General features: G+C 41.6%; 17 protein-coding genes and 1 pseudogene. 10 read left to right on the top strand and 8 right to left on the bottom strand.

All coding sequences use genetic code 11. The features are described 5' to 3' along the window. Positions 1-53: 53 nt before the first annotated feature. The 3 genes from NH454_RS10615 to NH454_RS10605 all read right to left on the bottom strand — a co-directional run bounded on the left by NH454_RS10615 (position 54) and on the right by NH454_RS10605 (position 3,032). Entirely contained in the window at positions 54-1,586 is a 1,533-nt protein-coding gene (locus tag NH454_RS10615; protein ID WP_253039025.1) for a PH domain-containing protein, read from the bottom strand. Beyond that, positions 1,579-2,112, bottom strand: coding sequence for a PH domain-containing protein (locus NH454_RS10610; RefSeq protein WP_135923018.1), 534 nt, complete (start codon positions 2,110-2,112; stop codon positions 1,579-1,581). The genes NH454_RS10615 and NH454_RS10610 overlap by 8 nt, the downstream gene beginning before the upstream one ends. Positions 2,113-2,180: 68 nt before the next feature. After that, positions 2,181-3,032: a D-hexose-6-phosphate mutarotase gene (locus NH454_RS10605; protein ID WP_135923019.1), complete on the bottom strand. Its 852-nt coding sequence runs from the start codon at positions 3,030-3,032 to the stop codon at positions 2,181-2,183. A gap of 327 nt (positions 3,033-3,359) precedes the next feature. Between NH454_RS10605 and NH454_RS10600 the strand changes: the two genes are divergently transcribed. The 7 genes and pseudogenes from NH454_RS10600 (at position 3,360) to NH454_RS10570 (ending at position 8,770) form a co-directional block, all read left to right on the top strand. Then, a complete protein-coding gene (locus tag NH454_RS10600) occupies positions 3,360-3,842 on the top strand; it encodes a MarR family transcriptional regulator (protein WP_135923020.1) in 483 nt (160 codons plus the stop codon). A 108-nt stretch (positions 3,843-3,950) separates the two neighbouring features. After that, positions 3,951-5,270 carry a porin gene (locus tag NH454_RS10595; protein ID WP_253039024.1) on the top strand — a complete coding sequence of 440 codons (1,320 nt, stop codon included), beginning with the start codon at positions 3,951-3,953 and terminating at the stop codon, positions 5,268-5,270. A gap of 351 nt (positions 5,271-5,621) precedes the next feature. After that, positions 5,622-6,200, top strand: a complete 579-nt coding sequence (locus tag NH454_RS10590; RefSeq protein WP_135923022.1) for a biliverdin-producing heme oxygenase — start codon at positions 5,622-5,624, stop codon at positions 6,198-6,200. After that, positions 6,200-6,589: pseudogene (locus NH454_RS10585) on the top strand (YbaN family protein); the annotation flags it as partial. The gene NH454_RS10590 and the pseudogene NH454_RS10585, both read left to right, overlap by 1 nt. 196 nt (positions 6,590-6,785) lie before the next feature. Further along, positions 6,786-7,418, top strand: a complete 633-nt coding sequence (locus NH454_RS10580) for a PepSY-associated TM helix domain-containing protein (protein WP_199527192.1) — start codon at positions 6,786-6,788, stop codon at positions 7,416-7,418. Next, the gene (locus NH454_RS10575) at positions 7,418-7,918 is read left to right on the top strand and encodes a DUF2271 domain-containing protein (RefSeq protein ID WP_253039023.1); all 501 of its coding nucleotides are present in this window, start codon (positions 7,418-7,420) and stop codon (positions 7,916-7,918) included. The genes NH454_RS10580 and NH454_RS10575 overlap by 1 nt, the downstream gene beginning before the upstream one ends. Positions 7,919-7,927: 9 nt before the next feature. After that, positions 7,928-8,770, top strand: coding sequence for a DUF4198 domain-containing protein (locus tag NH454_RS10570; protein WP_253039022.1), 843 nt, complete (start codon positions 7,928-7,930; stop codon positions 8,768-8,770). Positions 8,771-8,796: 26 nt separating this feature from the next. Here NH454_RS10570 and NH454_RS10565 read toward each other — a convergent pair whose 3' ends face one another. Then, positions 8,797-9,333, bottom strand: coding sequence for a hypothetical protein (locus NH454_RS10565; protein ID WP_253039020.1), 537 nt, complete (start codon positions 9,331-9,333; stop codon positions 8,797-8,799). A 128-nt stretch (positions 9,334-9,461) separates the two neighbouring features. Here NH454_RS10565 and NH454_RS10560 point away from each other — a divergent pair, with 128 nt between their 5' ends. The 3 genes from NH454_RS10560 to NH454_RS10550 are packed head-to-tail and all read left to right on the top strand — an operon-like array spanning position 9,462 to position 11,755. After that, positions 9,462-9,887, top strand: coding sequence for a DoxX family protein (locus tag NH454_RS10560; RefSeq protein WP_253039018.1), 426 nt, complete (start codon positions 9,462-9,464; stop codon positions 9,885-9,887). Positions 9,888-9,946: 59 nt separating this feature from the next. Further along, positions 9,947-10,813, top strand: coding sequence for a pirin family protein (locus tag NH454_RS10555; protein ID WP_235383106.1), 867 nt, complete (start codon positions 9,947-9,949; stop codon positions 10,811-10,813). A gap of 54 nt (positions 10,814-10,867) precedes the next feature. Continuing rightward, a complete protein-coding gene (locus tag NH454_RS10550; RefSeq protein WP_135923029.1) occupies positions 10,868-11,755 on the top strand; it encodes a LysR family transcriptional regulator in 888 nt (295 codons plus the stop codon). Here the strand turns inward: NH454_RS10550 and NH454_RS10545 are convergent. The 4 genes from NH454_RS10545 to NH454_RS10530 all read right to left on the bottom strand — a co-directional run bounded on the left by NH454_RS10545 (position 11,750) and on the right by NH454_RS10530 (position 15,041). Continuing rightward, positions 11,750-12,634 carry an SMP-30/gluconolactonase/LRE family protein gene (locus NH454_RS10545; RefSeq protein WP_253039016.1) on the bottom strand — a complete coding sequence of 295 codons (885 nt, stop codon included), beginning with the start codon at positions 12,632-12,634 and terminating at the stop codon, positions 11,750-11,752. The two genes, NH454_RS10550 and NH454_RS10545, sit on opposite strands and share 6 nt — an antisense overlap. Positions 12,635-12,661: 27 nt before the next feature. Further along, the gene (locus NH454_RS10540; RefSeq protein ID WP_135923030.1) at positions 12,662-13,369 is read right to left on the bottom strand and encodes a sulfite exporter TauE/SafE family protein; all 708 of its coding nucleotides are present in this window, start codon (positions 13,367-13,369) and stop codon (positions 12,662-12,664) included. A gap of 124 nt (positions 13,370-13,493) precedes the next feature. Further along, a complete protein-coding gene (locus NH454_RS10535) occupies positions 13,494-14,273 on the bottom strand; it encodes an SDR family oxidoreductase (RefSeq protein WP_253039014.1) in 780 nt (259 codons plus the stop codon). A 45-nt stretch (positions 14,274-14,318) separates the two neighbouring features. Continuing rightward, a complete protein-coding gene (locus tag NH454_RS10530) occupies positions 14,319-15,041 on the bottom strand; it encodes a FadR/GntR family transcriptional regulator (RefSeq protein ID WP_253039012.1) in 723 nt (240 codons plus the stop codon). Positions 15,042-15,088: the final 47 nt, after the last annotated feature.

The raw sequence follows: 15,088 nt of genomic DNA, 5'->3' as shown, positions 1-15,088 counted from the left end.
GCTATCATACCTAAAATCAACACAAAAATAAAGTTATTGATAATTATTTTCATTTAAAACCAATTCCGCTCAACGCCTTCTATTTCATATAGGGCGAAATCAGCAAACTGCTCAGCCAGCTCTGCTTTTAAGTAAGGCATTGATACAGAGCCAGAAGCTAGTTGTATATACAAGCTTTTAAGCTGTGATCGGCGCATTAAATAAGTGCTTATTGTGGTGACGCTTTGCGCTTTGTAAATTTCAAAAACACGATATTGAATACCTAACATGCCTGTTTTAAATACAGCAAAGAAACGGCCATCATGTTCATACATCGCCATACCTGTTTTTTGATAACTTAAAAACACACCAATCATCAACAACAGAGCCACTAAAATGCTCCAAAGCATCATAGTAGCATTAAATAAAGCATTGAAAATTAAAGCAGAAACTATAGTTGGCAGTAGCACGTATAAAAGTGTGTTCTTATAAAGTAAAGCCCGCTCTGGCTTTATAAAGTGAAGCTCTGTTAAATCAACAAACCAAGGAAATAACCAACGACACACAGTTTGCACTTGCTCTTTAGTTAAGACTGGCATCACAAAAGTTTGTTTATTTTTATGTGCCGCGACCCCAGCGGCTATACCGCCACTACTTACTTGTGGGCAAATCAAGGTAAAGCGATTCAGCAGACGCGCAATAATATTCTGTTTGATTTGCACACTTTGAATTTTCAAAACGCTAATCGATAGTTGCTGACGCTCAAATAAACCTGCCACACGCTTAAACTTATCGTCCTGAAAATAAAGCTTAAAATTAAAAAATCGCACTAAAGCCATCACTACAGACAGTAAAATGGCAAACAAAACAATTGCAATAACCATGATTAACACTGCTATTGCGGCGGCGCTGCCAACGAAGGCAGCTTGCTCATTAAGCATGGCCTCAAGGCGGTTTATGATATTTTTTTCGAGGTACTCAAGAATCACATTCATAAATGGAGCCAGTGCGGCTAAGGCCAAAATCGCCATGTTCGACATCAAACCAAATTTAGCAATTTCAGCATTGCTAATCGTTAAGGTGTGCGACTTGTTAACGGCTTCGCTTTGCTCAATAGGCGGCTGTTCTTGTTGTTCTAACTGAGCCTTAAACGCCATCACTTGTTCGCGTACATGCTCGGCATAGCTAAGCTTTACTCCCGGGATCACAGCTTCTTGAGCGCTACTTCCGGCAGCATCAAATATACAATTAACTAAATTAACCGGCTGAAAATAAAAAGGTTCGGCAATATTTACGTTTTGCACTCGAGCAAACTTTAAGGTTAATCGCTCTTTCTTGAATACCCCTTTATTGAGCAGTATTTCGTTACCATCCGTTATGCGATATTTAAAATTACGATAATAAGCAAAGGCATATAACATTAAAAATATTGAAGCGACTGAAGCGGCTACCTGCCCCCAAAACATTTTTTGCTCTACTTGAGTGACAAATAGCACCAAAATTGGCAATAAGTTCAAAAGGCCATCTTTTATAAAGCGCAGTGCAAAATGAACAATAAAGTACAGTATTGCCCATGGCGAGACACGTTGCCATTGCTGATCATTCATCGGCAAACTCATTATCTTGAGCTGATGTGATATCACCATAACCCTGCACAAACTGGCGAACATCATTGCACTGCTCGTCAGTTAAACCGCTGATATGTAAATCAGCACTCATGCCACCCGCACTATAAAGCCTGAGTGTTGCTAAGCCTAATTTTCGCTCAATTGGGCCGCGATGAATTTCGGTGTGCTGCACGCGAGAAATAGGCAATAGGGTAACTTGTTGCCAAATTAAACCTCGTTTAAATGCAATATCATGTTCGCGTACAGCCACGCCTTTGGCGCGCACACTAAAATAGTTATAGCTCAGGGAGATTACGACAAGGACAGGTAAAATAGCTAACCAAGGTGCTGCAACAGCCTCGGTCAAACCTTGATTTAAGTGCCTAACCACAATAATTGTGAGCATCAATGGGATGTAAAATAATAGCCAATTTATTTGTACTTGCCAGATAGCATTTTCTGCAAGTGGCTGAAATTGAATCGTTTGATGCTTTGGAAGGGTTTCTATTTGTTGATTACTAAACACGGTAATTCCTTGTAAAGGCCAGCGGTGCCGGCCTTACGTGCTAACACTGAGTTATTATATGTTATAAATTATACCCAGCGTAGTTTTGTTGCAAGTGTATGGCTTGCACCTGGTGCAAGCTCTACTGCATCGTCAAGTACATTAGCGGCTTCTAGGCACAACATCACGTGATATTCGTCATCAGCAAAATTTGATAACCGTTTTGATTTCTCGATCCATGGATTCCACAGTACACACGATGTTGAATTTTCGCGGCCTACTTCAATAATGCCATCTGGCGTGATGATACGCTGCGTATCTTTCGCTTCGGTGTAAACCATGTCTGTTTCACGTGCAAACGATACGAGTTCATTTTGCTCAAATGGCCCTTCTGCAAATTCGATGTATTTCGCACCTTGCAGACCATCTACTTTTGTTTCTTCGATTGCAGGCGTTGGGAAATATGTGTGTAGTGCTTGAGTAAACTGTACGGTTTGGTTATCTAAGTTAGTGGTTGTTAAACGCAGCTCTAAACTAGAGGTTAAAATAAACTCGGCTAATAGCTTAGTTTTATAAGGCCAATACTTTTCATCAATTTGCGTCATAGGCAATGACAAGCTGATATAAATAGAATCGTCTTGTTCTTTTACTTCTTCAGCACGCCATAAACTTGTGCGAGCAACACCATGCGCAGGCCAGCCTTCATGTTGGCTTACACCAAACCATGGCCAACAAATCGGAATACCACCTCGCACACCTTTACCTTCTTGGTAATCTTCTAATTCAGAGACCCATAATAGTGGCTTTTTATCGGTTGGCGTGAACTCAGTAATTTGTGCACCTTGTAAAAAAATCGTCGCTGTACAAAACTCGCTTGCAACCTTAATAAACTCAAGTCCGCTTTCACTTTGCTCAATCGTAACTGATGGCGATAACTTCATAACTCGTCCCATTTGATGAAAGAAAAACCAACCTTACCCAATGCAACCGTCATTAGTAAATAATATTTAGTTATTTACATAAATTGTTTTACTACAAAAAGGTAAGTCACTTTATAAGTGCATGTTAAGTGATAAGAACATTTACTAAAGTTAATTGACTAAATTTAAATTTTTATTCTTACTCTAAACAAATAATCCACCTCAAAACCAGCGATATTAAACAGTATTTATAGCTTAGATAGCCATTATTTATTTGAACTCAATTTATTAGACATGTAATATTTCGCGATTGCGGCTGTGAGCGTCGCCAATTTAAGAGACAGAAACATGCAAAAGTATGACGAGCTATTAGTGTCGTTACGTAAGGTGATTAGAGCTATCGACCTACACTCTAAACAACTCAATAAAACATCAGGGTTGACCGGCCCACAACTACTCATTATGAACGAAGTTGCACAAACCGATGGCATTACGGCAAGTCGCATTGCCCAGAATGTGAACTTAAGCCCTGCAACCGTGACAAATATTTTAGACCGTATTGAGAGCCGAGAGCTCATCACCCGCGTGCGCAGTCAACTTGATAAACGTCGTGTCAGTTTGTATTTAACCGAGCGCGGAAAACAGCTGCTTAATCAGGCTCCGCAGCCCTTACAAGAACACTTCATAGAGAAATTCACCGCTCTTGAAGAATGGGAGCAAAGCTTACTACTTTCATCTATGCAACGAGTCGCTGCTATGATGGATGCTGATCAGCTCGATGCTTCACCACTTCTCGAAGTTGGCGCAATCACAAAGACGTTTGAACCATAAAGAAAATTTAAACTAGTTGATTAATATTAATTTTATGTAGCTAGTCTTGGGTTCATCACAAATATCATCTATGCTTTATAGTACCGATTCCAATACTAGCGATTATTCATGCTTAAACTTTCAAAGTTAGCCCTTGCTATTGCTTTGGGCACTACTTCTAGTCTTAGTCAGGCATCTGAAATCGATGACCTTCAAAAACAGTTACAGCTTCTTCAGCAACAAATGCAACAACTTCAGCAAAAGCTAGATGCAGCAGAAGAAAAGTCAAAACAGCAAGCTGCAAAGCAAGAGCAAATTGATGCACAAGTAGCAAAGCAACAAAAGCAACTTGAGCAGCAAACAGCTGCTGTAGCAACACCTGAGAAAAAATCAGGTATTAAAGTAGGTGGCGCTGTACGTACCAACTTTAGTCATACATCTTACAATGACGGTAATAAAAATCGTGGTGGCGACTTCGACTTTGATATTTTCAGGCTTAATTTTGCAGGTGATGTTGGTGATGTGCAGCTAAACGCTGAGATCCGTTTTTTCGATTACATGACCGCTGTTAAGTATGCCTACGCAGCCTATGACTTTGCCGAAGATTGGCAGGTGCAGGCAGGTATTACCAAAGTCCCTTTTGGTAACTGGCCGTATAATTCACATAACTACTTTTTTGGTACCACTTACTATGTTGGTTTAGAAGATGACCACGACTTAGGTGTACTATTTAAACGTAAACTGGCCGATAACTGGCAAATTGATCTTGGCTTTTTCAAAAATGATGAGTTAGGTGGCGTTGACGGTTATGTAAGCGACAGAAGTGACCGCTACTCTTACGATGTAGTTGGTTTTCGCTCAGCCGAAGAAGGTGTATACGCTGAACCAGGCAATGCTATTGGTGAATACAACACTTTCTCTGGCCGATATGGCTATCACTTTGAACATGACGGTGGCACAACAGAGCTTGGTGTCTCAGCTCTTTCTGGCGGACTACATGATGGTGAAGATAAAGCCGGCGATTACTATGCTTGGGCTGTGCACTTAAACAGCACAATTGGTCCATGGAATTTCCAACTACAGCATGGTGAGTATAACTACGATATTGATAACGTAAACCGCATGGCCGTGGGTGCTTATGCCTTTTACGATAGTATCGCCGCAGAAGCGACCATGACCAATGCCAATATCGCTTATAGCCTTCCAGTAGAATGGGGTCCGGTAACGAACCTGCAGTTTTATAATGACTACGGCATTATTTACGACAAGTCAGACAACAGCGAAGATACATGGATGAACGTAACCGGTGTATCTGTCGCTGCAGGTGGTTTATTCACTTACTTTGATTTTGTACAAGCGAAAAACCAACCATTTGTTGGTGGTTCAATTGCTGGCGACAGCGACGAGACTGAAACCCGCTTCAATATCAATATTGGTTATTATTTCTAACACCAATACGCATAAGCAAGGAGCTAGTCTCCTTGCTTTATCTTTACTCGAAAACACACAACAATTCTACGCTACTTTTAGCGCTCTGTAGTTACTAGCAAACTTCTTACCTCACGACCCAAGTGCTGACAGTTCTATTGATGCAGGTCCGATCTGTACCTCTAGCAAAAACATTTTCTAGCTATACAAATGAAAATCATTATTATATAGCGCCATTCTGAGCTAAATTTATTGATAAAAGCTGTATAGTAGCTATATCAAATTAGCTCTTAGAAATTATGGGTATAGACCCTATGACAACATCAACTACCCCGTGCATTTACTTTGAAGACGTTGCAGAGGAACATATTCATGTCAATACTCGAGCTACTTTCTCGAGCTGAAAAGCTAAAACAAGCGATAAACACCATCACGGATGATATTGACCATCATCTATTAGCACTAGCGCCTAGTGCTGATTTAGATAACTATAAAAAGTTTTTAACCTTACAGTATGCCTTTCAATCAGAATTAAAAGGTCTATACGAACATGCTGGTTTACATCAGTATATAGATAACTTACATGATCGTACGCGATTATCTTTAATCGAGCAGGATTTAAACGATTTAAAACACCCGTTACCAAATCATAAATATCAACCCTGTCGCTTTCAAAATGCCGACTTTGCCTATGTACTTGGTTGGCTGTATGTAGTTGAAGGGTCGCAATTTTCTGCAACTACATTAGGTAAACAAGTTGAAGCTGAGCTAAAGTTAAATAATCAACGTGGTGCGCGCTACCTTGCTAAAGCCAGTAAGTACTCTAAAGGCTGTCAACTAAGTCATCTTATTGATAACCTTGAGCTCAGTGAACAGCAACAGGCCACCTTGATAGAAGGTGCAGAGCAAGCACTGCAACGATTTAAGTTTTATCAGGCCCAATTTTATTGATGAATGTGAGAGCGGCGTTTACCGCCTATAAAAATGGCTGCTATCAATTACTCGGGTTATTGATGGTGGGTTTAGGTATCATAGGTATTGCATTACCTGTGATGCCTACAACTATCTTTTTTATACTAGCATTGGCATGCTTTACCCGCTCATCACCTAAGCTCTCAGCCTGGCTGCTAAACCACCCTAGATACGGCCAGCCTTTAAGGTTTTGGCAAGAATATAAGGTTGTTCCTACTCGCGCTAAGTTCTTAGCAGGTTTGGGCATGGCTATCGGGTATGCTTTTTTACTACACAGTGCCGCGCCAATTTGGGTTATGTATTTGGTGGCGGTGATTGAATTAAGCGTTTTAGCCTATTTAATTAACCGCCCATCAGCGCCAAATAAACCAACCCTAATTCAAACTAAACTGACCACACACACCCGCTTAATGTTGCTTGCTTGTTTTCTTAGCTCGCAACTTGCGGTAATGGCTTATCTTGCTATTCATTTCTAACGCAAAGAAATGTAAAGAACGTAAACTTGCTTGTTATCACTAATGCAAATCATTATCATATACGTATAACAAACAAATACACCTAATTATGTTTTCTTTAAATAAACGCAGCTTTTATAGTGTAAGCCGCGCCTTACATATATACCTTTCAACTGCACTATTCTTTTTACTTATTTTATTTTGTGTCAGCGGCATTATTCTGAATCACGTTAGTTGGCTCGAAAATGATAAACATAATGGTCAGAACCAACTACTTGTTTCTGCGGAGTTATTCGAAAAAGCACAAGCTAATCTCGACACGTTACCGAGCCTATACCCTGATATAGAACAGTACATGCAGCAGCAATTTTCACTCAGTAATGTAAAAAGTATTGAGTGGGAAAAAGAAGATGCTTTGGTGATGCTCGACTACCCGCTGCCAGCAGGCTTTGCTTACGCCGAAATCGATTTTCAAACGGGCGAACTTAATATTGATTATCAAACCGGTGGCTTTATGAGCCTGATTGGCGACCTACACAAAGGCCGCCATACAGGTAAAGCATGGAGCTGGGTCATTGATATCTCGGCTGTTTTGATGATTCTGTTTGCCATCACCGGATTAATTATTCTCTTTCAAAACCGTAAAAAACGGGCCGCAGGCCTTTGGTTAACGCTTGTTGGTGTTGCCACGCCTTTGGTCATTTATCTAGTTTGGGTGCCTCAACTTAAAGGAGTATCTTAATGAAACAAGCCCACTTAATCGCCGCTCTGTTGATCAGCTGTTTATTCAGCCCACTGAGCTTTGCAAAAGACGCCAACCTAACCGTTGAGTTCACCTTACCAGAGCTAGATGTTTCCCCATATCATCGCTCTTACGTGGCGCTATGGCTAGAAACACCTGAACGTAAACACGTTACCACTATTGCACTTTGGGTCGAAAAAGCTGAATGGTTTAAAGACTTACGTCAATGGTGGCGAAAAGCCGGCCGTAGCAACGACAACTTCGATGGTGTGACGGGTGCAACAAAACGCCCTGGTACTTATACCATTGAGTGGCAAGGAAAAGATTTAAAAGGTAATCCAGTTAAACCTGGTAGCTACCTGCTTAATGTCGAGGTTGTTCGTGAAGAAGGTGGCCGAGATTACACCCGCGTTGAAATCGACTTAACGAAAGACGGCAAAGTCACAATTAAAGGCGAAAAAGAGTTCGCTACTAGCTTTGTTACCATTACCAGTAATTAAGGACAAACAATGAAATTAAAATTATTAAAAACAGCGCTGATTGGCGCAGTGACCTTCACAGCAATCGCGTCTGGCTATGCACAAGCACATGCCCGTTGGTTAATGCCATCTCACACTTCTTTATCAGGTGAGAAAACTCACTATGTGATGATCGATGCCAGTATTTCAAATGAGTTGTTTAGCCCAGATAAAGCATACCGCCCGAAAGAAAAAGGCGCAGAGTACGACGACAACCTATTAATTGCCCTTGCTCCAGATGGTAAACCGGTTGAAGAAACAATTCGCGCATACTACTTAAAACGCAAAAATTCAGCGGCAGTGACTTTATCTCAAGACGGTACTTACCATATTGCTATGCAGCAAAAACCAATGCTGATGACTTTCTATAAAGACAAAGACGGTAATCGCGGTCGTGTGTTTGCAGGTAAAAAAGAAGCAGACCTACCGGCAGGTGCAACCGACGTGCGCACTGTAAAATCAATCGCAACGGTTGATACTTTTGTAAGCCGAAATGGCACTTCTAAGCCAACATTGCTTGGTCAGGGCTTAGAAATTTCAGGCCCAACTCACCCGAACGATCTGTTTGCAGGTGAAGAGGCTAAGTTCCAATTATTAATGGATGGCAAACCAGCTGCTGACGTTGAGCTTGCTATTGTTCGTGGTAGTGCTCGCTACCGTAATGAGCGTGACGAAGTTAAAGTAACAACCGATAAAAAAGGCTTCTTTACGGTGACTTTCGCTCATGCCGACATGTATCTGATTGAAGCATCTGTTGATCAAAAGCCAACAGAGGCAGATATCGATAACGTACGCTACTCATTATTCACAACGCTTGAAGTGGCGCCTGAATAATACGCTTAATTAGGCCTAAACGCGGCCTAATTCGACTTTCGAGGAAGACTGTAGTCAACAGTGTGATCGCAGCTACCGTCTTTCTCGCAATCATTAATCCCATCACCATCGACATCCCAGCTTGGGTGCATGCCTTTTAGTGCACTTTTTATTACGCTGATGTCTACTGTAAAGTTACTTTGCTCATCACGACGCGCGGCATTGCGCATCAAAAACACCCGAATCACATAATCACCATCATCAGGGATGTTAATCTCGGCATGATCTCCTTTTGCCGGGCCAACAAACAAAGCGGTTGGATTACCTTTTGGTAAAATATTAAAGTAGTTACTCGAGTTTGAAGGAGCCAAATCAACCATTAAGGTATTGCCTTTATTAAGGTTTATCTGATATTCCAGCATCTCATAACCTTTAATTGTGTCTTTAACTTGCCAGCTTTGCTGCACCGCAATATCTGAAGCTAATAACTCATAATGGCGGCTATTTGGTAAATTTTGATTAGCAAACACCAAGCTGCTTACTGCCACCGAAAAACTAAACCCTATTAATAACAACAACTTCATATTCAACCTCCTTTTAAATTCTTTTTTAAAGAATGATAAACGCTAATTTTACAATTTTTAATTCTTTTAAAGTGAACTTATAGTTACTCCATCGCAAACACACTGCTTAACTAAACAGGATATCTACTATGAAACTTTTTACTTTAATAACAGCACAACCACAATTACAAAATATTAGCACTTTATTGGCACGTATTGGTTTATCGGCGATCTTTTTACTAACCGGTTTTAGCAAAATAGAATTCTTTGATGCAACAGCACAGTACATGGCATCAGTAGGTTTACCAGAGTTCTTACTGCCGTTTGTGATTGCATTTGAGATTGTGGGCGGGTTATTTATTTTACTGGGCTTTTTAACACAACTAACCGCTGTCGCTTTTGCTGGTTTCAGCCTAGTCAGTGCTTTGTTATTCCACTTTCAACTTGATGATCAAATGCAATTTTTAATGTTCTACAAAAACATTGCAATGGCTGGCGGCTTTTTAGCATTAGCGAGTGTTGGGGCAGGCAAAATCAGCCTAGATCAACTAGTTTTAAAGCGTAGTCAGGCATAATATTAATCCCAGCCAATACCCTAGGTTATTGGCTGAGTTTATTTTTAAGAGGCGCGAGCATGGCAAAATTATTAACAGCAACCAGCCACGATATTGGTGGGCTCGATGTAAAACGCATCTTGCCGCATTTTGACAAGAAAATGGTAGGCCCATTTATCTTTTTTGACCACATGGGGCCGAATCACTTTCCTCGCGGTGAAGGCATAAATGTAAAGCCTCACCCTCATATTGGCCTGTCAACGCTCACTTATTTATTTACGGGCAGCATTTACCATCGCGATTCGCTAGGTAATAGCCTGCAAATAGAACCCGGCGATGTTAACTGGATGACAGCAGGTCGTGGTATAGTGCACTCAGAAAGAGAAAGCCTTGAGGTGCGGGCGAGCGAGCACGACATCAATGGCCTGCAATGCTGGGTTGCTTTACCTGAGAGTATGACCGAAATAGCACCGCGCTTTGAACATATCAAAAAACAGCAACTACCTGAAAAAATAGAAAAAGGCGTGTTGATGCGACTCATCGTGGGTGATGCCTATGGCTTAAGCTCGCCGGTGAAAAGCTACTCGCCGATGTTTTATGTAGATACGGTAGCCGAGCAAGGTAGCCATATTACTAAACCGCATCCTCATCATGAAACCGCCGTGTATGTTATTTATGGTGAAATTAGTGTGGGTGATACTCGCTATACCCAAGGCGACTTTGTGCTACTTGATGACAGCGAACACGAAATAACGACACTGGTGCACAGCCGCTTTATTTTACTTGGTGGCAGTAAATTTAATAAAGTCCCATATTTACACTGGAATTTTGTCGCTTACAGCAAACAGCGCATCGAGCAAGCAAAACAAGATTGGCAAGCTCAGCGCTTTGCAAGCATTCCTGGTGATGAGCTTGAGTATATTGAGTTGCCCACTGCTAAAAAGTAAACTTTTTCAGCATTTACAGGTACTATTAGGCAGTTAAGTAAGCAAAGGAACATCATGCTAAGAATTACGCTAGAACAGTGGCGCATGTTTCGTGCTGTTGTTGAATTTGGAGGCTTCAACCAAGCCTCACAAGGCATTCATAAAAGCCAATCGAGTATTCATAATGCAGTTGGTAAGATTGAATCTGCACTCAATGTAAAGTTATTCAGCATTCAAGGCCGTAAAACAGTACTCACTGAATCTGGTGAAATGATACTGCGCCGTGCCAATTACTTACTTGATGAAGCTGCAAAAGTTGAGGCTATAGGTCAAACCTTAGGTGAAGGTATCGAAAGTAAATTACGCATTGCTGTTGATGCTATTTTTCCGCAGCAATTGCTTTATAAAGTGCTTAACGATACTTCGTCGCAATACCCGCAACTGCGTATTGAACTGCATGAGTCTGTGCTAATGGGGGGCAATGAGCTGCTCGAAAACGATCAGGTTGATATTGCCATTACCGGCTTTCCGATAGCGGCAAACTTTCACGAAGAATTATGCGATATCGAATTTATCGCTGTAGCTCACCCAGATCACCCTTTACATGCGATAGAGCGTGAAATCACTCTCGAAGATTTAAAGTCACACCGCCAAATTGTTGTTCGCGACTCAGCAAAAAAACACAAACAAGATGGTGGCTGGTTAGGTGCCGACCAGCGCTGGACCGTTACTCATATGCGTACTTCGATTGATATGATCAGTAATGGACTTGGCTTTGCATGGCTACCAAAAATAGCGATAGAAAAACAACTCGCTGCTGGGCAAATGAAAGCGCTCAATTTAACTCATAACAGTAGTCGTAGCGCTAAATTACATTTGCTCTTTAAAGATGGTGACAAACTAGGTCCGGCAGCACGCGCATTTCTTGGCGAATTGCGTTATCAAGTGATGGAAAACCTATAGTTTTAGGGGCGTTTCAGCAATACCTTTAACGCCCGGCTCAAGAATAAACACGCCCCCACTGTGCGGGTAATCAGCGAGCACCGAGTTTTCTAACCCTACTGTCGCAGTCGTCACCGCAAGATGTCTGAGCTCCTCGCCGACAAATGCGACACTCGTAACACGCGGTGCGGGCAAGCGAATAAACTGCACCTGCTCACCACTTGGAGCAAAACGATAAATGCCATAACCATTCCATGCGGCAACCCAAAGATGATCTTCGCTATCAACTGTCATGCCATCAGGAAAACCCATATTGTCAGTAAAGCGAATAAACTCTTGTTTATCAGCAAGTTCGCCTGTCTCACTCAGAGTGAAGCGGTAGATTGTTTGTTTATCTGAGTCTGTAGAATATAGAAACTGACCATTTTTACTTACCGCAGGGCCATTACTAATAGTGTAGCCATGATCTACCGCTGTCGGAGTCTGGCCATGACCAAAACGGTATAACTTGCCACTACTGCTTTGCTCTTGAGAGTCCATTGAACCAAAAAAGCCAAAGCCTTGGCGAGACGTTTTACCATCGTTTAAGCGGTTTTGTGAGGGTTCGTGATCGATTGAGTAAAGAAGTTCACGGCTAAAGTCTTCACTATTGAGTTTATAAACGCCTTTGGCAAAGCCTGCGATTAATTCAGCTTGCTCGGTTTCCATCACCCAGCAAATAGGTTCTGGCATAGTAAACTGGCTAACGCGCATTGATTGGCAATCTAAACGAAACAAACGTTGCCCTAAAATATCGACCCAAAATAAACAGTTATGCGCCTTGGCAAAATAGGCACCTTCGCCTAATTGGCATTGACTAGAAATGATTACTTTAATGGTGTCATCGAGCATAGGCTTCATTACACAAACAGCTGAACTATCCTCATTCTATCTGTGTATGAAAATAAGTGCTAGGCCAGATAAACCAGCAACCAGTAAGATGATGCCGCGAATGGCCTTTTCATTGAGGTTATTGTTGATCACAAACGACAAGCCCCAGCCAATTAAAATTGCGGGTAAGCAGAAAAAGAACAACTTCACATCAGCCATATCGGCAGAGCCTGTAAGCATCAGTACAACAATGCCAAACAAGTTTATAAATACGAAAAAGGCGCTTAGATTAGCTTTAATTTTGTCTTTATCTTCAGCTTGATAGAGCAGCCCCATTGGCGCGCCACCAGCAGAAGTCGTGGTGCCTAAAAAGCCCGACGACATCGACGCTAGCAAGCTTGTAATGGTGGAAATTTTCGGTTTCATACCTATGATAGACAATGCCACCACTACCAAAATACTCACCCCAAGCAATAGCTGATACTGCTTCGCATTGACATACAACATCACAATAGCAGCAAAGATAACCCCCACAGCTCCACCAATAATGGATATGCCTGTTTGTTTCATGTCTATCGCGCCACGGTGTTTAATCATTAACACCGACGTTAAAAACAGCGCATTCAAAATCATTGGTCCCGGCACCAGCTCTGGCATTAGCCAGTAAAGCACTGGCACACATAACATACCTAAACCAAAGCCAATAACACTTTGCAGGCAAGCGCCAATAATCAGAATTAAATAAACAAGCACAAAGTCGGTCAAACTTTCTTACCACCTTCCTAACTATGAGATTTCAAATGTTTTAAATAATTATTTATTATTATAGTATCATTTGAATTGTGTAAAATTTTTTCTTTGCTTTAAGTTAATGCAACTGACAATTTAGTTAAGTCCAACCTGCATCCACTATCAGTGATTGTGCTGTCATCATGCAGCTATCATCAGCGGCTAAGAATAGCGCGGCATTCACTACATGATCTGGTTGAATTGTTTCGTTGATACATTGACTTAAACGAACATCTTCAATCATTTCTGGGGTTAGCCAATGAGTAATTTGGCGCTCTGTCATCACCCACCCCGGAACCAGTGAATTTACACGAATATTATCTTTACCATATGAAGCAGCCAATGAACGGGTTAAACCTTCGATCCCCGCTTTGGCAGTTGTATAAGCCGGCATACCTGTTTGCTTAATACGCCAGCTAACCGACCCCATATTAATAATGCTACCACCACCTAAACGCTGCATCTGTTCAACCACAGCTTGCGATGAAAAGAAACACGGGCGTAAGTTAACAGCAAACTTATCTTCCCAATATTTCACATCCATATTTTCAGCGGCATGACGGGTGTCATCGGCTGCATTATTAATTAGCACACCAATGTCACCCTGTTGCTGACGAGTTTGCTCAATGGCCGCTTTTAAGGCTTCTACATCACGAATATCGCAATGGATAAATTGCGGGTCAAACTCATATTTACCAGCTAATTTCGCACATAACGCATCGCTTTGCTCGGTTGCAATATCAACAAAGGTGACTTTCGCGCCCTGCTCGCAGAACCGCGTTACCATTACTTCACCAATTCCCGATGCACCGCCAGTAATAAACACACTCTTACCAACAAGGCTTGGGTAAACTGTTTTTAGCTCGTTTGAATTTGGCATGATAACCTTTTGTTTTAAAGTAATTACAACGTCAAAAAGCGATACTTATTGAGCCGCTTCTTTATCAGCGATTTCTTTTTCAATAAACGCCATTGCTTCATCAATCATGTACGTCATCATGTTTTTAGCACGCTCAGGATCGCCGCTTGCAATCGCGTTATACACTTTAAAGTGCTCTTCAGCGATGGCCTTCTTATTGCCCTTAGCAGGTGTAGTATGTTGAATACTCACGTGTAATGCGGTGCTAATAAAATCACGTAATTGATAGAAGAAACGGTTACCACTGGCATGTAAAATTGCAGTGTGGAAGGCAAGATCTGGCTCATGCATTACGCCTTCTGGCTCTTCTGCTGCCGCTTGCATTTTATCGAGTGCAATTTTAATTTCTGCAATGGCTGCTTGGTCGCCTCTTCTTGCTGCAAGTGCTGCTGCTTGTGGCTCAATCGCCAAGCGCACTTGTAAGAATTCTTTTAGTACGTACAGCGATGGGCTGCTTTCTAACAACCATTTTAATACGCTTGTATCGTATAAATTCCAGTTATCCGCCGACTCAACACGAATACCTTGTCGTGGACGAGAAGAAATCAGTCCTTTTGCTGCAAGCATTTTCACTGCTTCACGAACAGCTGTGCGGCTAATACCATACACTTCACATAATTGTGCTTCGGTTGGTAGCCCCGTTTCAGAGTTATAATCTCCAACAATAATTGCCTTACCAAGCTCATTGGTAACTTGTTGTGATAGGTTTAAATTTTCTAAGCGCGCCATGTGTGTTCCTCAAAAGATCTGAGTAATATGATACATCTATAAAGCTA

The sequence above is a fragment of the Pseudoalteromonas sp. Ps84H-4 genome (assembly GCF_024124645.1).
Taxonomy (GTDB): domain Bacteria; phylum Pseudomonadota; class Gammaproteobacteria; order Enterobacterales; family Alteromonadaceae; genus Pseudoalteromonas; species Pseudoalteromonas lipolytica_C.
The sequence above is the reverse complement of the archived record's forward strand: the minus strand, read 5'-3'. Positions and strand labels throughout refer to the sequence as shown.